Origin of the sequence: Sphingomonas flavalba (genome assembly GCF_047553045.1) — a bacterium.
Classification (GTDB): domain Bacteria; phylum Pseudomonadota; class Alphaproteobacteria; order Sphingomonadales; family Sphingomonadaceae; genus Sphingomonas_L; species Sphingomonas_L flavalba_A.
On record NZ_CP180208.1, the window covers coordinates 1430802 to 1452501 of the forward strand.

At 66.7% G+C, this 21700-nt stretch carries 24 protein-coding genes; 10 read left to right on the top strand and 14 right to left on the bottom strand.

What is annotated here, in order from left to right; genetic code table 11:
• The first annotated feature begins 137 nt into the window (after positions 1-137).
• The 3 genes from ACMT1E_RS06820 to ACMT1E_RS06830 are packed head-to-tail and all read left to right on the top strand — an operon-like array spanning position 138 to position 3312.
• A complete protein-coding gene (locus tag ACMT1E_RS06820) occupies positions 138-2048 on the top strand; it encodes a pilus assembly protein TadG-related protein (protein WP_414902941.1) in 1911 nt (636 codons plus the stop codon).
• Positions 2045-2641 carry a TadE/TadG family type IV pilus assembly protein gene (locus tag ACMT1E_RS06825; protein WP_414902943.1) on the top strand — a complete coding sequence of 199 codons (597 nt, stop codon included), beginning with the start codon at positions 2045-2047 and terminating at the stop codon, positions 2639-2641. Before ACMT1E_RS06820 ends, ACMT1E_RS06825 begins: the two co-directional genes overlap by 4 nt.
• Positions 2638-3312, top strand: a complete 675-nt coding sequence (locus tag ACMT1E_RS06830; RefSeq protein ID WP_414902945.1) for a TadE/TadG family type IV pilus assembly protein — start codon at positions 2638-2640, stop codon at positions 3310-3312. The genes ACMT1E_RS06825 and ACMT1E_RS06830 overlap by 4 nt, the downstream gene beginning before the upstream one ends.
• A gap of 18 nt (positions 3313-3330) precedes the next feature.
• Here the strand turns inward: ACMT1E_RS06830 and ACMT1E_RS06835 are convergent, their stop codons facing one another.
• The 4 genes from ACMT1E_RS06835 to eno form a co-directional block, all read right to left on the bottom strand.
• Positions 3331-4707 carry a pyruvate dehydrogenase complex E1 component subunit beta gene (locus tag ACMT1E_RS06835; protein WP_414902947.1) on the bottom strand — a complete coding sequence of 459 codons (1377 nt, stop codon included), beginning with the start codon at positions 4705-4707 and terminating at the stop codon, positions 3331-3333.
• Complete coding sequence (pdhA, locus tag ACMT1E_RS06840; protein WP_414902949.1) at positions 4707-5765, bottom strand: pyruvate dehydrogenase (acetyl-transferring) E1 component subunit alpha; 1059 nt, start codon at positions 5763-5765, stop codon at positions 4707-4709. The genes ACMT1E_RS06835 and pdhA overlap by 1 nt, the downstream gene beginning before the upstream one ends.
• A 102-nt stretch (positions 5766-5867) precedes the next feature.
• Complete coding sequence (locus ACMT1E_RS06845; RefSeq protein WP_414902950.1) at positions 5868-6179, bottom strand: FtsB family cell division protein; 312 nt, start codon at positions 6177-6179, stop codon at positions 5868-5870.
• A 30-nt stretch (positions 6180-6209) separates the two neighbouring features.
• Positions 6210-7496, bottom strand: a complete 1287-nt coding sequence (eno, locus tag ACMT1E_RS06850; protein ID WP_414902951.1) for a phosphopyruvate hydratase — start codon at positions 7494-7496, stop codon at positions 6210-6212.
• 130 nt (positions 7497-7626) lie between these two features.
• On the opposite strand from eno, the gene ACMT1E_RS06855 reads away from it, so the two are divergent.
• The 5 genes from ACMT1E_RS06855 to ACMT1E_RS06875 are packed head-to-tail and all read left to right on the top strand — an operon-like array spanning position 7627 to position 9648.
• Positions 7627-8151: a hypothetical protein gene (locus tag ACMT1E_RS06855; protein WP_414902953.1), complete on the top strand. Its 525-nt coding sequence runs from the start codon at positions 7627-7629 to the stop codon at positions 8149-8151.
• A gap of 17 nt (positions 8152-8168) precedes the next feature.
• Positions 8169-8522 (top strand): phage holin family protein, encoded by a 354-nt coding sequence (locus ACMT1E_RS06860; RefSeq protein ID WP_414902955.1) that lies wholly within the window; start codon positions 8169-8171, stop codon positions 8520-8522.
• Positions 8519-8977, top strand: a complete 459-nt coding sequence (locus ACMT1E_RS06865; RefSeq protein ID WP_414902956.1) for a hypothetical protein — start codon at positions 8519-8521, stop codon at positions 8975-8977. Before ACMT1E_RS06860 ends, ACMT1E_RS06865 begins: the two co-directional genes overlap by 4 nt.
• Positions 8898-9383, top strand: a complete 486-nt coding sequence (locus ACMT1E_RS06870) for a hypothetical protein (RefSeq protein ID WP_414902958.1) — start codon at positions 8898-8900, stop codon at positions 9381-9383. Before ACMT1E_RS06865 ends, ACMT1E_RS06870 begins: the two co-directional genes overlap by 80 nt.
• Positions 9384-9414: 31 nt before the next feature.
• Positions 9415-9648 carry a DUF4170 domain-containing protein gene (locus ACMT1E_RS06875; RefSeq protein ID WP_414902959.1) on the top strand — a complete coding sequence of 78 codons (234 nt, stop codon included), beginning with the start codon at positions 9415-9417 and terminating at the stop codon, positions 9646-9648.
• Between the two features lie 46 nt (positions 9649-9694).
• Here the strand turns inward: ACMT1E_RS06875 and proS are convergent, their stop codons facing one another.
• Positions 9695-11224: a proline--tRNA ligase gene (gene proS / locus ACMT1E_RS06880; RefSeq protein ID WP_414902960.1), complete on the bottom strand. Its 1530-nt coding sequence runs from the start codon at positions 11222-11224 to the stop codon at positions 9695-9697.
• Between the two features lie 214 nt (positions 11225-11438).
• On the opposite strand from proS, the gene ACMT1E_RS06885 reads away from it, so the two are divergent.
• Positions 11439-12338 carry a DMT family transporter gene (locus ACMT1E_RS06885; RefSeq protein ID WP_414902962.1) on the top strand — a complete coding sequence of 300 codons (900 nt, stop codon included), beginning with the start codon at positions 11439-11441 and terminating at the stop codon, positions 12336-12338.
• 3 nt (positions 12339-12341) lie between these two features.
• On the opposite strand, the gene ACMT1E_RS06890 is transcribed toward ACMT1E_RS06885, so the two are convergent.
• From ACMT1E_RS06890 to ffh, 9 genes are all read right to left on the bottom strand, one after another.
• Positions 12342-14546, bottom strand: coding sequence for a DPP IV N-terminal domain-containing protein (locus ACMT1E_RS06890; RefSeq protein ID WP_414902964.1), 2205 nt, complete (start codon positions 14544-14546; stop codon positions 12342-12344).
• A gap of 30 nt (positions 14547-14576) precedes the next feature.
• Positions 14577-15260 carry a GNAT family N-acetyltransferase gene (locus ACMT1E_RS06895; RefSeq protein WP_414902966.1) on the bottom strand — a complete coding sequence of 228 codons (684 nt, stop codon included), beginning with the start codon at positions 15258-15260 and terminating at the stop codon, positions 14577-14579.
• A gap of 110 nt (positions 15261-15370) precedes the next feature.
• Positions 15371-15751, bottom strand: coding sequence for a 50S ribosomal protein L19 (gene rplS, locus ACMT1E_RS06900; RefSeq protein WP_414902968.1), 381 nt, complete (start codon positions 15749-15751; stop codon positions 15371-15373).
• On the bottom strand, positions 15752-16486 hold the full coding sequence (gene trmD, locus ACMT1E_RS06905) for a tRNA (guanosine(37)-N1)-methyltransferase TrmD (protein ID WP_414902969.1): 735 nt from the start codon (positions 16484-16486) through the stop codon (positions 15752-15754).
• Positions 16483-16863 carry a type II toxin-antitoxin system VapC family toxin gene (locus ACMT1E_RS06910; RefSeq protein ID WP_414902971.1) on the bottom strand — a complete coding sequence of 127 codons (381 nt, stop codon included), beginning with the start codon at positions 16861-16863 and terminating at the stop codon, positions 16483-16485. The genes trmD and ACMT1E_RS06910 overlap by 4 nt, the downstream gene beginning before the upstream one ends.
• Position 16864: 1 nt before the next feature.
• Positions 16865-17119, bottom strand: a complete 255-nt coding sequence (locus tag ACMT1E_RS06915) for an antitoxin (protein WP_414902973.1) — start codon at positions 17117-17119, stop codon at positions 16865-16867.
• 29 nt (positions 17120-17148) lie between these two features.
• Positions 17149-17664 carry a ribosome maturation factor RimM gene (rimM, locus tag ACMT1E_RS06920; RefSeq protein ID WP_414902975.1) on the bottom strand — a complete coding sequence of 172 codons (516 nt, stop codon included), beginning with the start codon at positions 17662-17664 and terminating at the stop codon, positions 17149-17151.
• A 2-nt stretch (positions 17665-17666) separates the two neighbouring features.
• Positions 17667-18248: a 30S ribosomal protein S16 gene (gene rpsP / locus ACMT1E_RS06925; RefSeq protein WP_414902976.1), complete on the bottom strand. Its 582-nt coding sequence runs from the start codon at positions 18246-18248 to the stop codon at positions 17667-17669.
• Between the two features lie 21 nt (positions 18249-18269).
• Positions 18270-19742, bottom strand: a complete 1473-nt coding sequence (gene ffh, locus ACMT1E_RS06930; protein WP_414902978.1) for a signal recognition particle protein — start codon at positions 19740-19742, stop codon at positions 18270-18272.
• Between the two features lie 239 nt (positions 19743-19981).
• On the opposite strand from ffh, the gene ACMT1E_RS06935 reads away from it, so the two are divergent.
• Positions 19982-21643, top strand: coding sequence for a putative bifunctional diguanylate cyclase/phosphodiesterase (locus tag ACMT1E_RS06935; RefSeq protein ID WP_414902980.1), 1662 nt, complete (start codon positions 19982-19984; stop codon positions 21641-21643).
• The last annotated feature ends 57 nt before the right edge of the window (positions 21644-21700 follow it).

Below are 21700 nucleotides of genomic sequence, written 5' to 3' on the forward strand. Positions count from 1 at the left end.
TCTGCGCTCATTTCGCAATTCGCGGGAAATGTGGAAAATGCGGCATTAACCGTCCCATTTCAGCCGTCATTAGCTGCGGATGGGGCATGGGGGCCCATTCAGGAAGAATTGCCTTCCCAGGGGTGGGGCTCATTCGCATGGCGTATGGACGGACAGATACACGGACGAAGCGCCGGCTCGGCAGGCTGATCTTCGACACCAGTGGCAATACCCTCGCGATCATGGCCGCGGCGATCTTTCCGGTGATGGGGATCGTCGGGTCGGCCTTCGATATCAGCCGCATGTACATGGTCAAGAGCCGCCTGCAACAGGCGTGCGACGCCGGTGCGCTGGCCGCCCGCCGGGCGATGACCAAGACCACGCTGGACGGCGCCGCCGAAACGCAGGCCCACAACTTCTTCAATTTCAACTATCCGACCGACAGCTTCGGCACCACCGGTATCGTGTTCACGCCGCAGGCGACGAACGAGGGCCAGGTGACCGCCGTCGCCGCCGCTGATGTGCCGATGACGTTGATGCGGATGTTCGGTGCCCCCACCAAGACCATTCAGGTCAGTTGCGATGCCAAGCTGGAAGTACCGAATGCCGACGTGATGTTCGTGCTCGACGTGACGGGATCGATGGATGGCACGATGCCCGGCGACAGCCGATCGAAGCTGGAGGCGCTGAAATCGGCGGTGGTCGGATTCTACGACATTCTGAACAATGCGGTCACCTCGAACGCGCGGCTGCGCTTCGGTATCGTTCCCTATTCGGCCGGGGTCAATGTCGGCGGATTGCTGCCGGCCGAGTTCCTCGCCGATTCGTGGACCTACCAGTCGCGCCGACGTATCCCTAACGGCACCTACACGACGTCGATTTCGTCCGATGGCTGGCCGGCCATCCCCAGCCCGACCGGATCGTGGACGACCTATTCCACCACCTACAATGTGCGCGAGAACAACTGTAGGTCGCCGAACGACTCGACGTCGGAAAGCAACAATACGACCAACTGGGGCGCGCCCACCGTGGATGCAGATGGCGTGCGCGTGTCGGGCGGCACGGAAACGCGGACGGTGACGGTCACCGAATATCGCGACAACTGGACGAGGACCGGCAACGACAGTCGCGGCCGTGCAATCGGCACCTGTGAGCTTCAGCGTCGCAGCGTGACCGAAACCCAGCAGCGTTCGACGACCAAGACGGAAACGCCGAATTATACCTGGTCCTACGAACCGGTGACGTTCGACACCAGCCGGTTCAAGCTGGGCGACACCGTCCAGACGCGGACCGGGAACAATTACACGATGCGCGACAGTTCGTGGAACGGCTGCATCGAGGAACGTCAGTGGGTGACGCAGGCGACGTTCTCCAACCCGGTCGAATCGACCGCGCCGAATGCGTTCGACCTGAACATCGATTCCGTTCCGAACTCGGAAGAGACGCGGTGGAAGCCGTCCTGGCCGGACATCATTTATGCCCGTTCCGGCACGCCGCAGGTCACCAACAGCAACAACAGCCGCCCGTCATCGGTTTGCCCGAAGGCAGCGATCAACCTGGACGAGATGACCCACTCGCAGATTTACAACTATGTCAACGCGTCGAACTTCACCGCCAGTGGCAACACCTATCACGACATCGGGATGATCTGGGGCGCGCGGCTGATTTCGCCGACCGGCATCTTCGGCGCCCGCAACGCGAGCGCACCGAACGGGCGGCCGATCAACCGGCACATCGTGTTCATGACCGACGGCAAGATGGAGCCGAGCACTTCGGTCTATGGCACCTACGGTTATGAGACGCTCGACCAGCGCGTATCCGGCGGCGACCTGAATTCGAGCAGGCTGGCCGATCGCCATACATCCCGTTTCCTGGCGGTGTGCGCGGCGGCGCGGGCGCGCAACATCACGGTGTGGACGGTTGGTTTCGGCACCGCCAACGCCGACAACGCGAAACTTGCCCAATGCGCCGATCCGGGCAAGGCGCTGACCGCGAAGAGCGACGAGGACCTGCAGATCACCTTCCGCCAGATCGCGACCAAGATCGCCGAACTGAGGCTGGCGAAGTGATCGCCCGGTTCCGTACTCTGCTGCGCCACGATGGCGACGACCGGGGGGTGACGATCATCGAATTCGCGGTGATCCTGCCGGTGATGCTGCTGCTCCTGATGGGTATCATCGAGCTGACCTACCAGGCCTATGTCCGGTCCACCCTGCAGGGGGCGCTGAACAAGGCCGGGCGCGATTCGACGCTGGAGAGCGCGACGTCGAGCGTTGACGAGATCGACGGCAAGGTGATCGCGATGGTCCGGCAGATCGCGCCCAGCGCGACATTCCAGACGACGCGGATGAGCTACGCCAGCTTCAGCGACGTTGGCAAACCGGAGGCGTTCAACGACGCCAACGGCAACGGCGTCCGCGACAGCGACGAATGCTTCGAGGATGTGAACGGCAATGGCAGCTGGGATACCGATCGCGGCAAGCAGGGGCTGGGCGGCGCCGACGACATCGTCAGCTACACCACCACCGCGAGCTACTCGACGCTGTTCCCGTTCATGGTCGCCGCCGGCTTCCCCGAAGTGCAGCAGGTGACCGCGACTACCGTGCTGCGCAACCAGCCGTTCGGGCAGCAGCAGGTTTCATCGAAAGTGATTTGTCCATGATGATGGCATCCCTCACCCGCCTGCGCGACGGCGCCGCAAGGTTGCGGCGTTGCGAATCCGGCGTCGCGCTGGTCGAGTTCGCTTTTTCGATGCCGATCATCCTCGGCATGGGGATGTATGGGCTGGAAGTGACCAACTATGCGATGACCCACATGCAGGTCAGCCAGATCGCGCTGGGGCTGGCCGACAACGCATCGCGGATCGGCCAGGACAGCGCGCTGTCGCTGACCCAGTTTCGCGAATCCGATGTCAACGATACGTTCGAGGCGGCGAAGAAGCAGGCCGGGAAGATGGACATTACCACCCATGGCCGGATCATCCTGTCCAGCCTGGAACGCAATGCCGACGGCGGCCAGTGGATTCACTGGCAGCGCTGCATCGGGCTGCGCCAGTATGATTCGAGCTATGGCGTCGAGGGCGACGGCGCCACCGGCACATCCTTGCCCGGCATGGGGCCGGCGACGGAACGGATCACCGCGCCCGACAAGAACGCGGTGATGTTCGTCGAGATCAGCTACGACTATCAGCCGCTGATCAGCGACACGCTGATCGGCAAACCGAAGATCCGCTACACGGCGGCATTCATCGTCCGCGACGAGCGCGATCTGTCAAAAATCTATAATCCGGCGCCGGAAGCCACGAAGGCAACCTGCAACAAATACACCACCTGATCCGGCGTTGCGGCCGGATCAGCGATAGCAGACCGCCCGTGCCGCCGCGACGACCCGCGCCGGGTTGACCAGCGCCAGCTTTTCCAGATTGGCGGCGTAGGGCATTGGCACGTCTTCGTTGGTCACGCGCAGCACCGGGGCGTCGAGATCGTCGAAACCCTCGGTCATCGCGATCGTGACGATTTCGGACGCGATCGAGCAGACCGGCCAGCCTTCCTCGACGACGACCATGCGATTGGTCCGCGCGAGCGAACCCAGCACCGTCGCCTTGTCCAGCGGGCGCAATGTGCGCAGGTCGACGACTTCCGCTTCGATCCCTTCCGCCGCCAGCGTTTCGGCCGCCTCCAGCGCCATGCCGACACCGATCGAGTAGCTGACGAGGGTGATGTCGCGACCAGGGCGGACGATCCGCGCCTTGCCGATCGGCTCGACATGGTCGTCGAGCTTCGGCACGTCGAAGCTGCGGCCGTAAAGCAGCTCGTTTTCCAGGAACACCACCGGATCGGTGCTGCGGATCGCAGCCTTCAACAGCCCCTTCGCATCCGCCGCGTCATAGGGCGAAATGACGATCAGACCGGGAACGCTGGCATACCATGGCGCGTAATTCTGGCTGTGCTGGGCGGCAACGCGGGCGGCGGCGCCGTTGGGACCGCGAAACACGATCGGGCAGCGCATCTGACCACCGGACATGTAGTTGGTCTTGGCGGCCGAATTGATGATGTGGTCGATCGCCTGCATCGCGAAGTTGAAAGTCATGAACTCGACGATCGGGCGCAGGCCGCCCATCGCCGCGCCGGTGCCGACGCCGGCAAAGCCGTATTCGGTGATCGGCGTGTCGATCACCCGCTGCGGGCCGAATTCGTCGAGCAGCCCCTGCGTGACCTTGTAGGCGCCCTGATATTCGGCGACTTCTTCACCCATCACGAACACGCGGTCGTCGGCGCGCATTTCCTCCGCCATCGCATCGCGCAGGGCTTCACGCACCGTCAGCCGGACCATTTCCGTCCCTTCCGGGATCGGCTGCGCCACCGGCGCCGGTACTGCCGCGGGGCGCGCCGGAGCCGGGGCTGGTGCCGGTGCCGCTTCAGGCGTTTCCGCCACCTGCGCTGTCGCCGGGGCGGCGGCCTTCGGCGCGGAATCACCCGCCGCCTCACCCTCGCCGGCGATCGTCGCGATCACCGTGCCGACCTTCACATTGTCGGTGCCCTCGGCGACCAGAATGCTGGCGATCGTACCTTCGTCGACTGCCTCGAACTCCATCGTCGCCTTGTCGGTCTCGATTTCGGCGAGGATGTCGCCGGACTGGACGGTGTCGCCCTCCTTGACCAGCCATTTGGCGAGGGTGCCCTCCTCCATCGTCGGGGAGAGGGCGGGCATCTTAAGCTCGATCGGCATCAGTAGGTGTCCACCACAACGTCGGTGTAAAGTTCGCCCTCGGGCGGCTCGGGTGTCGATTCGGCATAATCGGCGGCTTCGGCGACGATCGCGCGGATTTCCTTGTCGATTTCTTTCAGGGCGTCTTCCTTGAGCCCCATCGCCTCAAGCTCGCGCTTGGCATGTTCGATCGGGTCGGACTTGTCGCGCACCGCCTGCACTTCCTCGCGCGAGCGGTACTTGGCCGGGTCCGACATCGAATGGCCGCGATAGCGGTAGGTCTTCAGTTCCAGCAGCACCGGCCCCTTGCCCGCCTTCACCCATTCGCGCGCCGTTTCCGCCGCGCCGCGCACCGCCAGCACGTCCATCCCGTCGACTTGCAGGCCGGGGATGCGGAAGCTTTCGCCGCGCCGGTAGAGCTGGTCTTCCGCCGAGGAACGGTTGACGCTGGTGCCCATCGCATACTGGTTGTTCTCGATGACGAAGATCACCGGCAGCTTCCACAACTCCGCCATGTTGAAGCTTTCGTAGACCTGCCCCTGATTGGCGGCGCCGTCACCGAAATAAGCCAGGCACAGCCCGCCGTCATTGCGGTATTTATGCGTGAAGGCGAGGCCGGTGCCGAGCGGCACCTGCGCGCCGACGATGCCATGGCCGCCGTAGAATTTATGTTCGGTCGAGAACATGTGCATCGACCCGCCCTTGCCCCGGCTGATTCCCGCCTGCCGCCCGGTCAGTTCCGCCATGATGATCTTCGGGTCGATGCCGTAAGCCAGCATGTGGCCATGGTCGCGGTAGCCGGTGATGACCGAATCCTTGCCCGGCTCCAGCGCCGACTGCAGGCCGACCGCCACTGCTTCCTGCCCGATATAGAGGTGGCAGAAACCGCCGATCAGGCCGAGGCCGTACAGCTGCCCCGCCCGTTCCTCGAACCGCCGGATCAGCAGCATCTGGCGATAGAATTCCAGCAGCTGGTCCTTGCTGGCCTCGAACCGCTGCGGCTCGGGCGGCCGCTCGCGGTTGGGGGTGGCCGGCGTTGCGGCTCCCTTGGCGGCCTTGGCGGTCGATGCTCTTGCCAAGCTCTGCTCTCCATTCAGAAATGCGGTTCGGAACGTTTCCCCGCCTATAGGCGCACGCCGTTCGTTGAGGCAACATGTCGGGCGTGGGTGCGCCCCCGCCGATCAGTCGAGCGGAATGATGATCTCGTCGGGGTGGGCGACGCCCAGTTCCTTGCGGACCAGTTCGTCGACCATGTCGGGGTTGGCCTTCTTCGGGTCGAGCAGCGCAACCTTTCTGGTCAACGCGTCATGGCGCGCCTTCGTTTCCGCCAGGACCGCCTGCCGCTCGGTCAGTGCGCGGCTGTAGTCGCCATAGGCCAGTACCCCGTTGGGGCCGACCAGCGCATAACCACCGAAAAACGCGATCACCAGCGTACCGACCGCCGGGCCGGCGGCCGATCGCAACAGCGAACGGATTTTCGATTTCTGCGCCACGCCTCGTTGAATCACAGCGGAGTCGCCGAATCAAGCGCGATTTTGGCGGAATATCGCGCGCCCTGCATAACGCGCGACATCGCCCAGTTCCTCTTCGATCCGGATCAACTGGTTATACTTGGCCAGCCGGTCCGACCGCGCCAGGCTGCCGGTCTTGATCTGCCCGCAATTGGTGGCGACGGCGAGGTCGGCGATCGTCGCGTCCTCGGTCTCGCCGGAACGATGCGACATCACCGCCGTATAGCCGGCGCGCTGGGCGATGCTGACCGCCTCCAGCGTTTCGGTCAGCGTGCCGATCTGGTTGACCTTGACCAGCAGCGAGTTGGCCAGCCCGCCGGCAATGCCGTCGCTCAGCCGCTTCGGGTTGGTGACGAACAGGTCGTCGCCGACCAGCTGAACCTTGTCACCGATCCGGTCGGTCAACAGCTTCCAGCCGGCATAATCCTCTTCCGCCATGCCGTCCTCGATCGACGCGATCGGGTAATGCGCGACGAGATCGGCAAGGTAATCGACCATATCAGCGGAGGAGCGGACCTTGCCCTCGCCGGTCATCTGATAGGCGCCGTCGCGGAAGAATTCGGTCGAGGCGCAATCGAGGGCGAGCAGCACGTCGTCGCCCGGCGTGTAACCGGCGGCGGCAATCGCCTCCATGACGAAATCGAGCGCGTCGGTGGTCGAGCCGAGATTGGGCGCGAAGCCGCCCTCGTCGCCGACCGCCGTCGCCAGCCCCTTGGCATGGAGCGCCGCCTTCAGCGTGTGGAAGATCTCCGCACCGCAGCGCACCGCTTCCGCCAGCGTCGGCGCGCCGACCGGCATCACCATGAATTCCTGAAAATCGATCGGGTTGTCGGCATGGACGCCCCCGTTGACGATATTCATCATCGGCACCGGCAGGACATGCGCCGACACCCCGCCGACATAGCGGTAAAGCGGCAGGCCGCGCGCATCCGCCGCCGCCTTCGCCACCGCCAGGCTGACGCCCAGAATAGCGTTGGCGCCCAGCCGCCCCTTGTTGTCGGTGCCGTCGAGCGCGATCAGCGCCGCGTCCACTTCGCCCTGATCTTCCGCGTCGAAGCCGAGCAGCGCGTCGGCGATTTCCTCGTTGACCGCGTCGACTGCCGCCTGCACCCCCTTGCCCAGCCAGCGGGCTTTGTCGCCGTCGCGCTTCTCCACCGCCTCGAACGCGCCGGTCGACGCGCCGGACGGCACCGCCGCGCGCCCGAAGCTGCCGTCTTCCAGCGAAACATCGACCTCGACGGTGGGGTTGCCCCGGCTGTCGATGATCTGCCGGCCGTGGATGTCGAGAATCGCGGTCATGGAGGAGGCTTCCCTTGTGGACGGAACGTGGCTCGCGCTCTATCGAGGGGAGGCGCGCGAGGCAATGGAACCCGCGCGCCACGGCGATTGTTCATGACGCGTAACAGCACGTGTCTGAGGAAGGACTGGCATGACCGACGTACCCAGCAAGCAGGATGCTGCCCGACCGGCCCGACCGGTGAAGAAGGCGGCGACGCGCAAGGCGCCGGCGACCAAGCCGGCAAGCAAGCGCGCGACTGGCACCGCGACCAAGGCCGCTGCCAAGCCACGCAAGGCCGCCGCCGCCGCGACCGGCAAGGTGCGGGCGGAAGCGGCGCGGCTGACCGGCGAAGCAGGCAGCAAGGCGCGCAGCTACGCCAATCAGGGCAAGGATCGGGCGACCGATGCGCTCGACAATGTCGCGCGGATGATGACGGACGCCGCCTCGCAGGTCGATGACCGGATGGGCGAGCAATATGGCCGTTACGCCCGCACCGCCGCCGATGCGATCGCCGGGCTGGCCGGCAACCTGCGCAAGAAGGATGTCGACGAACTGATGGACGAGGCGCGCGATCTTGTCCGCAACAGCCCGGCCGTCGCCATCGGCGCGGCTGCCGCGATCGGCTTCGTGCTTGCCCGGCTGATCAAGGCGGGCGGCCCGGACCAGTCGGCCTGAACGGCGCGGAGCCGGGGGTGAGCGATAACGCGCCGGACACCGAAAGGCCGCCGATCGGCGAACTCTTCGCCGGACTGATCGAGGATACGGAGCGTTACGTCCGCGCCGAGCTGACGCTGCAGCGCGCGAAGCTGGTCGACCGGCTGCTGATGTCGCGTGCGGCGCTGGCGATGGCCGTCGGCGCGATTATTCTCGTCCAGGCGGCGATCAGCGCGTTGCTGGTCGGCATCGTTCTGGCGTTGGCGCCGCGACTGGGTGCGCTGGGCGCCGCGCTGCTCGTTACTGTGATCGCGCTGGCAATCGCCGGGGCGTTGCTCGCCGCCGCCTTTCGCTGGTTCGATCGGGCGACGCAGATCGCGGAGGAGCCATGATCGACCGCAAGCAGGTGCTGGACCGGGCGGAACGCCGCGCCCACGCCGCACGCGAGCGGCTGACCAGCCGCCTGGTCGAGATCCAGCAGCGCCTCGACCCCCAGACATTGATGATCGAGGCGGGGCGCGAGTTGCGCCAGCGCGCCGGCGAATGGGTAAACGACAGCGTCGATGCCGCACGGCGCAACCCCGCCGCTGCGTTCGCCACCGGCGCTACCGCCCTTGCCTGGTTGCTGCGCAAGCCGATTGCGCGCTGGATCATCCGGTTTTTCACCGAGGACAGGACCGTCCCGTCGGCAGAAGCGTTGACCGCGCAGGCGATCAGCGCCGCCGCGAACCGGCCCCCTGCCCCGTCATCATCGAGGAGCGAACAGCATGACGACGAACTCCAGCGGAAGCCCACGCGCCGCCGACGCCGCCCAGCGCCTGAAGGACAAGGCGGCGGCGGTGCGTGACAGTGCCGAGGGCACGGTCGAGGAAGCGCGCCACAAGGTTTCCGCCGCCTATTCCGCTGGCCGGGCGAAGGCCAGCCGCGTCGGTGAGCGGGCCAGTGGCGGTATCGAAAAGAATCCGCTGTCGATGCTTATCGGCGGTTTGGCGATCGGCGCGGCGATCGGGGCGCTACTGCCCCGCACCCGCAAGGAAGCCGACGCGCTCGGCGGTGTCGGCCGCAGCATTCGCGATGCTGCCGGCGAAGCGGCCAGGGCAGCCAAACGCGCAGGTTCCGAAACGCTCGATTCGCTTGGGGTCAACACCGACGCCGCGCGTGAACAGGCGCGCAAGCTGCTCGACAACGCGGTCAGCGCCGCGACCAACGCCGGAGAGGCGGCGGTGAAGACCGTACGCCGCAAGCAGGATTGACGCTGCCGCGCGGCTCGGCTGAAAGGGCGCCATGAGCAAGCTTCATCTCGTGTTCGGCGGCCGTGTCCGCGACCCGCAAACCCTGGAATTCAAGGACCTCGACACGATCGATATCGTTGGCCTGTTCCCTGACTACACGTCGGCGGAAGAGGCATGGCGCGCCGCCGCGCAGCGCACGGTGGACGATGCGGAGATGAAATACGTCGTCGTCCATCTCCACCGCCTGCTGGAGCCCGGCCTGACCGGCCCCGGCGGCGGCGAGTAACGGTGTCTGATCGGCGGGGCGGTTGCGCCCCGCCCCGCCATTTCCGTCAGTACGCGCGGCCGACGAGTACGCGCTCGACGGCCGGCGCGCCGGTGAATACGCAAACCCCGGCCGCCGGCGCCGCATCGAGCGGCACATTGCGCAGCGTCAGCTTCAGCGCCTTCAGCCGTTCGATCACCTGATCCAGTTCGGCGCCCGTCGGGCGCGCCCACTCGACTTCCAGCCAGCCCGGCCGGACCACCCCTTCCGCAAAGAACGCCTCGACTCCGGCAAAGTCGGTGACGTCGCGGCGAATCGCCACCTCCAGCCGCGCCTTGGCTTCGCCGTGGAGATTGGTCTGGATTTCCTCCAGCGTCGCAGCCACGCTGGCGGCAAACGCGTCACGGGCAACAATGGCCGAGGCCAGTTTGCCTTCCGGGGTGTACAGCCGGTCGCGGCGCAGCGCCGACACATTGCCGGCGGCCAGATCCCGGCCGCCGACTTCGACGATGATCGGCGCGCCCTTCTTCACCCAGCCCCAGCGTTTGCCGGCCGCCTTGGTCGCCTTGGTGTCGACCAGCACGCGCACCGGCTCGCCGAACGCGCTTTGCCGCGCCACGTCGGCGGCGATCGCCTTGCAGTAATCGAGGACCGCCTCGTCCTCGTCATTGTCGCGCAGCATCGGCACGATCACCACCTGGCGAGGCGCCACAACCGGCGGCAGGCGCAGGCCGTCGTCGTCGCCATGCACCATGATGATGCCGCCGATCATCCGAGTCGACAGGCCCCAGCTCGTCGTCCACGCAAAGGCGGTCTGGCCGTCCTTGTCCTGAAAGCGGATGTTCTGTGCGGTCGCGAAATTCTGGCCGAGGAAATGGGACGTGCCGGCCTGCAGCGCCTTACCGTCCTGCATCATCGCTTCGATCGAATAGGTGACGACGGCGCCGGGAAAACGCTCGTTTTCCGGCTTTTCCCCGGCAATGACCGGCATGGCCAGCGCGTCTTCGGCAAAGCTGCGATACATCTCCAGCGCCATCCGGGTCTCCGCCTCCGCCTCGTCGCGTGTGGCGTGGGCGGTATGTCCTTCCTGCCACAGGAATTCGGAGGTGCGCAGGAACATCCGCGTCCGCATTTCCCAGCGCACGACATTGGCCCACTGGTTGATCATCAACGGCAGGTCGCGCCACGACTGGGTCCAGCGGGCGAAGGCGGTGCCGATCACCGTTTCCGACGTCGGCCGCACGACCAGCGGTTCTTCCAGCTTCGCGTCGGGGTCGACGACCAGCCGGCCCGCTTCCCCTTTCAGCCGGTGGTGGGTGACGACCGCCATCTCCTTGGCGAAGCCCTCGACATGCTCCGCTTCCTTTTCGAAATAGGACAGCGGGATGAAGATCGGAAAATAGCAGTTTTCGTGCCCGCTCGCCTTGATCCGCGCGTCGAGCAGGGCCTGGATGCGTTCCCATATGCCATAGCCCCACGGCCGGATGACCATGCAGCCGCGCACCCCCGAATCCTCCGCCATGTCGGCTTCGGTGATGACGGCCTGATACCAGGCGGCGAAATCCTGCTCGCGGGTGACGGAAAGGGCGTGTTTCATGGCTACTCCCCCCTTCCATTTGGCGGAAGGGGCCGGGGGTGGTCGGAACCGGGGCGCGGCGGTGCCTTGCCCCGCGCCTCCTTGAAAGCGCCGGGCGCCGTCCGTCAACCCTTCCAGCCCGGCAGGCCGCCGTTTACTCCCCGCGCCAATGCCGCGATAAGCCGCGCATGAATCGGCGGGCGCATCGGGCAGCGGCACGAACGGCGGCAGGCGCATGAGGCGGGATACGCGCCTGGCCGGGATCGCCGCGCGCCTGTTTTCCATCCTTTGCCTGTCGATCATGCTGGCGCTGGTCAAGCTTCTCGCCATGCGCGGCGTGACGCTGTTCGAAAGTGTTTTCTACCGCCAGGCTCTTGCCCTGCCCCTGGTGCTCGGCTGGATCGTCGCCGGCCCCGGCCTCGCCTCCGTCCGCACCAGCCGGATCGGCGCCCACGCCTGGCGCACCGGCCTCGGCATGGTCGGCATGGTGCTGAACTTCGCGACCTTCATCCTGCTGCCGCTGGCGGAGGCGACGACGATCCTGTTCTCCGTGCCGATCTTCGCGACGATCCTGTCGGCGCTGGTCCTGCGCGAACCGACCGGCATCCACCGCTGGCTGGCGGTCGTCGTCGGTTTCGCCGGCGTCGTCATCGTCGCCCAGCCCGCCGGCACCCACCTGTCGCCGCTTGGTATTGGCGTCGGCCTGCTCGCTTCCATCGCGATCGCCGGGGTCAGCATCACCCTGCGCCAGATCGGGCGGACGGAGGACGCGACTACGACGGTGTTCTGGTTCACCATCCTGTCCACCGTCCCGCTTGCCTTCGCCCTACCCTTCGCCGGCCACGCCCACGACGCGGTCACCTGGGCGATGCTGCTGGCGCTCGGCCTTACCGGGGGTCTGGCCCAGTTTGCCCTGACAACCTCGCTGAAACTGGCGCCGGTGTCGGTGGTCCTGCCGATGGACTATTCCAACCTGCTCTGGTCGACGCTGCTCGGCTTTCTGCTGTTCGATACACTGCCGACGATGGCGATGTGGCTGGGCGCGCCGCTGATCATCGCCAGCGGCCTCTACATCGTCTATCGCGAGCGAATCCGCCGACAGGAGAACACCGCCGCCGCCGGGGCCGACGCCTGACCGTCACTCCGCCCGATCGCGAACCTTCGCGTTCAGGAAATTCTCTATCGTCGTATAGAGGTGGACACTGATCCCCGGCCCGGCGACGCGGTGCCCCTGCCCGGGATAGACCATGGTCTCGAACGGGATCGCCGCCGCCTGCAACTTCGCCATCAGCGCGGTTGAGTTGTCGAACACGACATTGTCGTCCGACATGCCGTGGACCAGCAGCAGCGGATCGGCGATCCGGTCCGCATCGGTCAGCGCGTCCGACCGCTGGTAGGGCGCCGGGTCGGTCGCCGGATTGCCCATGTAGCGTTCGGTGTAATGGGTGTCGTAGAGTTCCCACTTCGTCGGCGGTGCGCCGGAAACGCCGGCGGCAAAGGTGCCCGGCGCCGCAGCCAGCAGCTTCAGGGTCATGTAGCCGCCGTAGGACCAGCCGAACACGGCGATCCGTTTCGGATCGACGTCTGCCCGCGCCTTCAGCCAGGCGACACCGGCAAGCTGATCGGCAACCTCGACACCGCCCATTGCGCGGTGGATCTGGTCCTCGAACGCCTTGCCCCGGTCCGGCGTACCGCGATTGTCGAGCGAAAAGACGATCCATCCCTTCGAGACGAAATATTCCTGCAGCGGATTGACCCAGTCGTGCGTCACCTGCCGCCCCGCCCCCGGCCCGCCATAGACCTGCAGCAGCACCGGGCGCGGCCCGCTAAACCCGGTCGGCCGCATCAGCTTGTAATGGAGCGCGGAACCGTCCGCCGCCGCGATCGTGCCGAATTCCGGCACGACATGCGCCGCCATGTAGGGCGCATAGGGGTGGTCGCCGGCGACGCGATTCTCCTCGATCCACGCGATCCGCTGGCCGTCGGCGCCGGCCAGATAGGATTGTGGCGGCTGGCTGGGGCTGGAACGGGTGACGATCAGCCGGCTGGCCGCCCGGTCCATGACCGCGGCGTTGGTGTAGCCCGGTTCGGTCAGGCGGTTGACCTGCCCCGGCCGCACGATGTCGACGCTGTAGAGCTGCCATTCCAGCGGCGTGTCGCGATTAGCGGTGAACCACAGGCGCCCTTTCGCCTCATCGACGCCGACCAGATCCTTCACCTGCCACGGCCCCTTGGTCAGCTGGGTCCATTTTCCCGCTTTCCACAAAAAGAGGTGGCTGTACCCGTCACGTTCGGACGACCAGAGCAGCCGCCCGTCCTTCAGCGGCCGCAGGTTGTCGTTCAGGTTGATCCAGCTCTTCGCCGTTTCGCTGAACAGCACCGCCGCCTTGCCGGTCGCCGGGTCGACGCGCAGCACATCCAGCCGGGTCTGGGCGCGGTTCTGGCGCTGGACGAGCAGCGCGGAGCCGTCGGGCAGCCAGTCGACCCGCGCCAGATAGATATCCGTGTCGGCGCCAAGGTCGACTTTCACCGGCGCGGCGCCGTCCAGCGTCATGACATACAGGTCGACCCGGGCGTTGGGAGTGCCGGCCTTCGGATAGCGCTGGGCATATACCTTGGTGCCGTCGGCGCCGATCGCCGCGCGGGTGACGACGGCGACCGGGCTTTCGTCGACCCGCGCGACCGCGATCCGCCGGTCGTCCGGCGACCACCAGTGGCCGCGCCGCCGGTCCATTTCCTCCTGCGCGACAAATTCGGCGACGCCCCAGCTGAGCGTGTCGCCGCCGTCGCTGGTCAATTGCCGCTCCGTGCCGGTCGCGAGGTCGAGCACCACCAAATTCTGGTCGCGCACGAACGAGACATAGCCGCCCTTGGGGCTGGTCGTGCCGTCCAGTTCGCTGGTCGGCGTGTCGGTCAGCCGCCTGACCGAGCCGTCGAGCGCGGCGAGATAGAGGTCGCCGTCCAGCGGCACGAGCAGCGTCTTGCCGTCGGCGCTCCAGCTATAGGAGACGATGCCCTTGAAGTCGGCGATGCGCGCCCGCTCGCGCTGCATCTTCTCCGCCTCCGACAATTCCGCGCCGCTGCCCAGCTTGCCGGAATCGACCAGCATATGCGCGGCGCCGCTGGCGGTATCGACCGCCCACAGGTCGTAGCGTTCCTTCTCGTCGGCGCGGTTGCGCAACGAGGTCAGCCATTTGCCGTCGGGCGACAGGGCGACGGCGCGCGGCGTCGGGCCGGACAGCGCCGGGTTGCCGAAGATGCGTTCAAGGGTGAGCGGGGTCTGGGCTGTTGCGGGCATGGCGGAGACGAGCAGCGCGGCTGCAGCAAGGAAGTGACGGGTCATGGCCACTTATGTTGCCGCTGCCGCAGCAGATCAAGCGCGGACGATCACCCGGTGGATCAGCGTGCGGCGGAAGGCGAAGCCGAGCGACGCGTAGAGCGCGACGGTCGGGAGATTGTCGGTATAGACGTGCAGGAACGGCTGTTCGCCTCGTGCCAGAATGCGCATCGCGATCAGCCGCGACAGCCCGCCGGCATAGCCCCGCCCGCGATAATCGGGGTGGGTGCAGACGCCGCTCACCTCGACGAATCCGGGCACGCGCAGCCGTTCCCCGGCCATCGCCACCAGCCGCCCGCCGTCGCGCACGCCGATAAAGCCGCCGAGCCGGTTGGTCCGCCGCGCGACCGGGCCGGGTTCGGTGAGTTGCGCCAGCGCCAGCATCTCCCCCGCATCGGCATCGGTCAGCTCGACGGTTTCAAATGTCGGCGCCGCACCGTGGACTGCCTCGGCGATCATCTGGTCGCAGCTCGCCTCGAACGCGACGGCGGTGCCCGGCGGCAGCGGCCATGGCTCCCCCTCCAGCATCGACAGCCTTTCGCCGGGCGCGACCAGCGCGGCGGCGGCGGTAAGGCATTCTTCGGTCGGCTCGGCGGCGGCGAGGAACACGCCGTAATCGGCGTTCAGCCGCACGGCCCGCCCGCCCCCCTCGGCAAAGGCGGCAAGCCCGGTATTGAGCGCGGTCCAGAGCGGGCGGTCGAGCAGGTGCGATCCGGTCATCCCGGCGCTCTACGGCGGAGCGGGCACGCAAGGCCAGACTTTTGTGCATGAAAAGGGCGCGGAAGCTATTGCTTCCACGCCCCTTCTTGCCTGGTGGAGGACAGAGCCGCTTAGTCGGCCTGCGTCTCGCGGGTCTCGCGCCGCTCGGCGATACGGGCGGACTTGCCGCGCCGACCGCGCAGATAATAGAGCTTGGCGCGGCGGACGACGCCCCTACGCACAACTTCAATCGAATCGATGTTCGGCGAATACAGCGGGAAGACGCGCTCGACGCCCTCACCGAACGAAATCTTGCGGACGGTGAACGACGAACCCATGCCGCGATTGGCGCGGGCGATGCACACGCCCTCATAAGCCTGCACGCGGGTGCGTTCGCCTTCGACGACCTTCACGCCGACGCGCAGCGTGTCACCGGGGCGGAATTCCGGAATCGTCTTGCCGGTCTTGATCTGCTCGATCGCCTCGGCCTCGAGCGTCTGGATGAGGTTCATTTACCTCTCGTCCTTCCTTTTCGCCTGCGCGCCAGAGGGCGACTGGTCCCGAGCGCCACTGTAGCGCTCCCAAAGGTCCGGCCGCCGTGACCGTGTATCATCCTCCGCCTGCCGTTTCCGCCAGGCGGCGATTTTCGCATGATCCCCCGATCGCAGCACTTCAGGGATCGTGCGCCCTTCCCATTCAGCAGGTCGGGTATAATGCGGATATTCGAGGAGGCCGCTTTCGAAGCTTTCCTCGTCCCCGCTGGAAGCCGCGCCCATTACGCCGGGCAGCAGCCGAATGCAAGCGTCGAGCAGCACGATCGCCGCCGTCTCGCCCCCCGACAGCACATAGTCGCCGATCGACACCGGCTCGACCGCCCGGGCGGCGAACAGCCGCTCGTCGATCCCCTCGAAACGACCGCACAGGATGATGGCGCCGGGTCCGGCGGCCAGCGCACGTACCCGTGCCTGGGTCAGCGGCGCGCCACGCGGCGTCATCGCCAGGAGCGGCCTTGTGTCGGCGACGCTGTCGACCGCCGCCGCCAGCACGTCCGCGCGCATCACCATCCCCGCGCCGCCGCCGGCCGGCGTATCGTCGACCGAGCGGTGCTTGTCGGTCGCGAAATCGCGAATCTGCACCGCTTCGCACCGCCACACCCCGTCGCGCAGCGCCCGCCCGGCCAGCGACGTGCCGAGCGGCCCGGGAAACATTTCCGGATAAAGGGTCAGCACGGTGGCGGCGAAGGTCAAAGCGGCAGCGTCCAGTTCTCGATCTTCAGGCCGGGGATATCGGCGAAATCGGCTTCGTTGTTGGTGATGACTGTCGCATCCAGGCTCAGAGCATGCGCGGCGAGCAAGCGATCGAAGCGCCCCCGCCGAAACGGCAATCCGGCATAGGCCCGCCCGGCAGCGTAATCAAAAGGTAAAACCGGTACTTGACCGACAAACGCGGCCAGCCCGGCTAGGTCCGGCGATTTGCCGTGTGCCGTGCCGAGCGCGACCTCGGCATAGACGATCGCCGATATCGCCACCTCGCCGACTGCACACCGTTCAACCCGCGCCGTCAGCGCCGGGTGGCTTCCTGCCAGAAGGTAGATGCAGCAATTGGTATCGAGCAGATACTGCATGTCAGCCGGCGGCTGGCCGATCGGCTTGATCCCAGGTGCGTGGCGGGTCGTCGAAATCCTCGCGTGGCAATGGCTTCAGACCCGGCATCGAACCTGCGATTCCGGTCAGGTCGATCCTGCGACGGACAGGCCGCAAGCGAACGCCGTCCGCTTCCTTGACCAGTTCCACCTCGGTACCCGGAGCGAAACCAAGGTCCTTCGGCAAGCGGACAGCCGCCGAATTCCCCGCTTTGAAAACCTTGGTGACAATCGACATCATGCGCTCCGTATATACGTACGTATATATTACGCAGCGAACAGAGCGTCAACGACCAGCGCTTCGGCATCCCATGCCGGCACCGCGTCGGCGCGCATCGGCACCATGAAGCGGCGGCCGTCGGGGCGTTCGATCTCGATCACGTCGCCGGCGCCGAAATTCTCGACCGCGACGCAGTGGCCGAGCGCCTCGCCCGCCGTGGACACCGCCGGCAGGCCGATCAGGTCGGCATGGTAATATTCGCCGTCGCCCAGCGGCGGCAGGGCGGAGCGCGGCACGGTGAGCGCCACGCCGCGCAATGCCTCGGCCGCGTCACGATCGGCGATCTCGGCGAAGCGGGCGATCGCGCCGTTGCTGCCCGGCCTGATCGTCTTCAGCGTCAAGGCCCGTCCGCCGGCATCGAAAGCCGGATAGGCCTTCAGATTATCCGGCGCGTCGGTGAACAGCTTCAGGCGGACCTCGCCCGTCACCCCGTGCGCGCCGATCACGGCGGCCAGGGTCACGGGCCGGTCCGCCCCTCCCGCGGGCGGGAGGGGCTTGGCCATGCTCAGCCCTCGGCCGGGGCCGGGGCGGCATCGCCCTCGGCGGCGGGGGCTTCCTCAGCCGCCGGGGTTTCAGCGACCTCGGCCGGGGCGGCATCGCCCTCGGCGGCGGGGGCTTCCTCAGCCGCCGGGGTTTCAGCGACCTCGGCCGGGGCAGCTTCGGCTTCCGGCGCGGCTTCCGCTACTTCAGCGGGGGCTTCGACTTCCGGCTCCGGCTGGGCTTCGGCGGCCTTGCGCGCTTCCTCGGCGTCGGCGGCCTTCTTGGCGCGCTCTTCGATGCGCTCCTTGGCCTTTTCGCCCATCTCGCCCTTCTTCGGGTTGTTGCGCGCGGCGCGCTCCTTGACGCCCAGCGCGTCGAGGAAGCGGGCGACACGGTCGGTCGGCTGCGCGCCGACGCCCAGCCAGTGCTTGGCGCGATCGGCGTCCAGCTTCACCCGGTCCGGCGAATCCTTGGCGAGCAGCGGGTTGTAGGTGCCGATCTTCTCGATGAAGCTGCCGTCACGCGGCGAACGCGCGTCGGCAACGACGATCCGGTAATAAGGGCGCTTCTTGGAACCGCTGCGCGACAGGCGAATGGAAACTGCCATATTTTCTTCCTTTGCTTGAACCTATTTCTTCTTCAAAAAATTCTGGAAACCGGGCGGTAGCTTGGGCATCCCCGGCCCGCCGGGCAGACCCGGCAAGTCCGGCATGCCACCGGGCAGGCCGCCCATGCCGCCGGCACCGGCGCCGGGCATGCCCCCGCCCTTGCCGAACATCGCCGCCAGCCCCTTCAACCCGCCCATCTTGCGGATCTTCTTCATCGTCGTCGCCATTTCCTGATGCATCTTCATCAGGCGGTTGACGTCCTGCACCGTGGTGCCGCTGCCCTTGGCGACGCGGATCTTGCGCTTGGCGTTCATCAGTTCGGGGCGGGCGCGTTCCTTCGGCGTCATCGACGAGATCATCGCGTCCATACGCAACAGCACCTTGTCGTCGACCGCGCCGGCGGCCATCGCCGCCTGCGCCTTCTTCATGCCCGGGATCATGCCGGCCAGCGCGCCCAGCCCGCCCATCCGCCGCATCTGGTTCAACTGGCTGCGCAGGTCGTCCATGTCGAACTGGCCCTTGGCCATCTTGGCGGCGAGCTTTTCCGCTTCGTCCTGCTGGATCGTCTCGGCGGCGCGTTCGACCAGCCCGACGACATCGCCCATGCCGAGGATGCGCCCGGCGACCCGGCCGGGGTGGAACGGCTCGATCGCGTCCAGCTTTTCACCGACACCGGCGAACTTGATCGGCTGGCCGGTGACCGCGCGCATCGACAGCGCCGCGCCACCGCGGGCGTCACCGTCCATCCGGGTCAGCACCACGCCGGTCAGCGGCACCTGTTCCGAAAAGCTTTTGGCGACGTTGACCGCGTCCTGGCCGGTCAGCGAGTCGACGACGAGCAGGATTTCCTGCGGCTGCGTCACATCAGCGACGGCGCGCATTTCATCCATCAGCGCCTGATCGACGTGCAGCCGCCCGGCGGTATCGAGCAGCAGCACGTCATAGCCCTGCAGCTTCGCCGCGTTCAGCGCCCGGCGGGCGATGTCGACCGGCTGCTGCCCCGCGACGATCGGCAGGGTCGCGACGCCGATCTGGGTGCCAAGCGTCGCCAACTGCTCCTGCGCCGCCGGGCGATTGACGTCGAGCGACGCCATCAACACCTTCTTGCGGTCCTTGTCGACCAGCCGCCTGGCGATCTTGGCCGTCGTCGTCGTCTTACCCGACCCTTGCAGGCCGACCATCATCACGATGGCGGGCGGTGCGACGTCGAGTTGAAGCTCGCTGGCCTCGGCGCCCAGCATCGCGACCAGCGCGTCGTTGACGATCTTGACGACCTGCTGGCCGGGCGTGACCGATTTCAGCACCTGCGCGCCGACCGCCTGCTCGGTCACCGTATCGATGAACTCGCGGACCACCGGCAGCGCGACGTCCGCTTCGAGCAGTGCGATGCGAACTTCGCGCATCGCCGCGCGCACGTCTGCCTCGTTCAGCGCGCCACGGCCGCGCAAGCGGTCGAAAACGCCACCAAGCCGATCGCTCAGACTGTCGAACATCCACGCACTCCATCGTTTCCCGGCGGGCGGCCGTAACGCAAAAAACGCCGGTGGGCGAAACCTCGCCGACCGGCGGGCACCCGACGGGTGCACCTGCATCAGACCGCTTCCGAATGAAACGTGCCGGGGCACCTAGCGGATCGGCGCAGCCCGCGCAACCCGCCCGGCCGCCTATTAACAGGTTGTAGAGCGGTTCCTGCGATAACGCTCGCACCAATTTGGTGGAAACGGGGCCAATTATGCACGACGACGACCTGCCTGAACGGGCCGCTGGCTGGACGTCGGTGACCTCGGCCAAGCGCGACATTATCGCCGGCGGCATCGTCGTTGCGGCAATCCTGATGTTCATTGGCACCGGCGGCGCCGTCATCCCGTCCGTGATCGGTTTCATCGGCGGCACCGGCGCCAATGCCGACCATGTTCTGACCACCGCGTTGATCCTCAACATCGCCCTGCTGCTGTTCGGCTGGCGGCGCTATGCGGACCTGTCGCGCGAGGTGCGTGAGCGGGTTGTAGCTGAAGCACTGGCCCAGCGTCTGGCGGCGAGCGACACGCTGACCGGCCTGCCCAACCGGCGCAGCTTCCTCGATCGCGCCGCAACGCTGATCGACAAGGCGGACAAGCGCGGGCGCTCCGTTGCTGTGCTGGTTCTCGACCTCGACCATTTCAAGACGGTCAACGACGTCAACGGCCACGCGATCGGCGATGCGGTGCTCTGCGCCGCCGCCCGGCTGATCAGCGAAGTCATGCCGGCGGATTCGGTGACGGCGCGGCTCGGCGGGGATGAGTTTGCCTGCGCGATGCCGTTCGACGCCGCGGCGCCGGAAGCGGTCGACATCGTCGCGGAGGGCATCGTCGCCCGCTTCGCCCGGCCTGTGGAGGCAGGCGGCGTCCAGACCCATGTCAGCATTTCCGTCGGCGTCGCCCGCATCGAGAACGATTGTTCGACCGTTGACGCCCTCATCCGCCGCGCGGACATTGCGATGTATGTGTCCAAGAACCAGGGGCGCGGCCGCTACAACTGGTTCGACGGGTCGATGGAACGGGAACTGCAGACCCGCAACGCGATCGAACTCGGCATCCGCAACGGCATACCGCGCGGCGAATTCGTTCCCTATTACGAACAGCAGATCGACCTGACCAGCGGCCGGCTCCACGGGTTCGAGATGCTGGCGCGCTGGAACCACCCGACCAAGGGGCTGGTGCCTCCGGACATCTTCATCCCGATCGCCGAAGAGGCGGGAATGATCGGCGCCCTGTCGCTGGCGGTCATGCGGCAGGCGTTTGTCGAGGCGCGGAACTGGGACCCGACGCTCACCCTGTCGGTCAACATCTCGCCGACCCAGTTGAAGGACCCCTGGCTGGCGCAGAAGATCGTCAAGCTGCTGGTCGAAACCGGCTTTCCGCCGCAACGGCTTGAGGTGGAGATCACCGAAAGCTCGCTGTTCGAGAATCTTGGCCTTGCCCAGTCGATTGTCGGCAGCCTGAAGAACCAGGGCATCCGTATCGCCCTCGACGATTTCGGCACCGGCTATTCCAGCCTCGCCCATCTGCGCGCGCTGCCGTTCGACCGGATCAAGATCGACCGCAGCTTCGTGTCGTCGATCAACGACAATTCGGAGAGCGCCGCGATCGTCAACGCGATCGCCAAGCTTGGCGAAAGCCTGAACCTCCCCATCACCGCCGAGGGAATTGAGGACGAAATGATCGGCGAACGGCTGCGCGCGCTTGGCTGCAACGAAGGGCAGGGCTGGCATTTCGGACGACCGATGGAGATCACCGAAGTCCGGTCATTGCTGGCCGGCAAGGGGCTGCTGCCGTCGGCGCGGGCGACCGACCCGTCGGCCGAACCGGCCGCGCCGCCGCCGGTCGCCGAAGATCGCACCCGCCTCGCCGGCTAGGCGCCCGGCGACGCCGGGTGTAGCGGCGCGATGGACTTCCGGCCCCGCCGCCCCTAG

Excerpts from the sequence above, each read along its gene's own strand:
- rplS (WP_414902968.1), bottom strand. The coding sequence starts at position 15,751 with ATGAACCTCATCCAGACGCTCGAGGCCGAGGCGATCGAGCAGATCAAG.
- rimM (WP_414902975.1), bottom strand. The coding sequence starts at position 17,664 with ATGGCCAAGCCCCTCCCGCCCGCGGGAGGGGCGGACCGGCCCGTGACC.
- ACMT1E_RS06835 (WP_414902947.1), bottom strand. The coding sequence starts at position 4,707 with ATGCCGATCGAGCTTAAGATGCCCGCCCTCTCCCCGACGATGGAGGAG.
- ACMT1E_RS06935 (WP_414902980.1), top strand. The coding sequence starts at position 19,982 with ATGCACGACGACGACCTGCCTGAACGGGCCGCTGGCTGGACGTCGGTG.
- ACMT1E_RS06855 (WP_414902953.1), top strand. The coding sequence starts at position 7,627 with ATGACCGACGTACCCAGCAAGCAGGATGCTGCCCGACCGGCCCGACCG.
- proS (WP_414902960.1), bottom strand. The coding sequence starts at position 11,224 with ATGAAACACGCCCTTTCCGTCACCCGCGAGCAGGATTTCGCCGCCTGG.
- ACMT1E_RS06895 (WP_414902966.1), bottom strand. The coding sequence starts at position 15,260 with ATGACCGGATCGCACCTGCTCGACCGCCCGCTCTGGACCGCGCTCAAT.
- rpsP (WP_414902976.1), bottom strand. The coding sequence starts at position 18,248 with ATGGCAGTTTCCATTCGCCTGTCGCGCAGCGGTTCCAAGAAGCGCCCT.
- eno (WP_414902951.1), bottom strand. The coding sequence starts at position 7,496 with ATGACCGCGATTCTCGACATCCACGGCCGGCAGATCATCGACAGCCGG.
- ffh (WP_414902978.1), bottom strand. The coding sequence starts at position 19,742 with ATGTTCGACAGTCTGAGCGATCGGCTTGGTGGCGTTTTCGACCGCTTG.
- ACMT1E_RS06890 (WP_414902964.1), bottom strand. The coding sequence starts at position 14,546 with ATGACCCGTCACTTCCTTGCTGCAGCCGCGCTGCTCGTCTCCGCCATG.
- ACMT1E_RS06870 (WP_414902958.1), top strand. The coding sequence starts at position 8,898 with ATGACGACGAACTCCAGCGGAAGCCCACGCGCCGCCGACGCCGCCCAG.
- ACMT1E_RS06885 (WP_414902962.1), top strand. The coding sequence starts at position 11,439 with ATGAGGCGGGATACGCGCCTGGCCGGGATCGCCGCGCGCCTGTTTTCC.
- ACMT1E_RS06875 (WP_414902959.1), top strand. The coding sequence starts at position 9,415 with ATGAGCAAGCTTCATCTCGTGTTCGGCGGCCGTGTCCGCGACCCGCAA.
- ACMT1E_RS06820 (WP_414902941.1), top strand. The coding sequence starts at position 138 with ATGGCGTATGGACGGACAGATACACGGACGAAGCGCCGGCTCGGCAGG.
- ACMT1E_RS06910 (WP_414902971.1), bottom strand. The coding sequence starts at position 16,863 with ATGCAGTATCTGCTCGATACCAATTGCTGCATCTACCTTCTGGCAGGA.
- ACMT1E_RS06915 (WP_414902973.1), bottom strand. The coding sequence starts at position 17,119 with ATGTCGATTGTCACCAAGGTTTTCAAAGCGGGGAATTCGGCGGCTGTC.
- ACMT1E_RS06865 (WP_414902956.1), top strand. The coding sequence starts at position 8,519 with ATGATCGACCGCAAGCAGGTGCTGGACCGGGCGGAACGCCGCGCCCAC.
- ACMT1E_RS06830 (WP_414902945.1), top strand. The coding sequence starts at position 2,638 with ATGATGATGGCATCCCTCACCCGCCTGCGCGACGGCGCCGCAAGGTTG.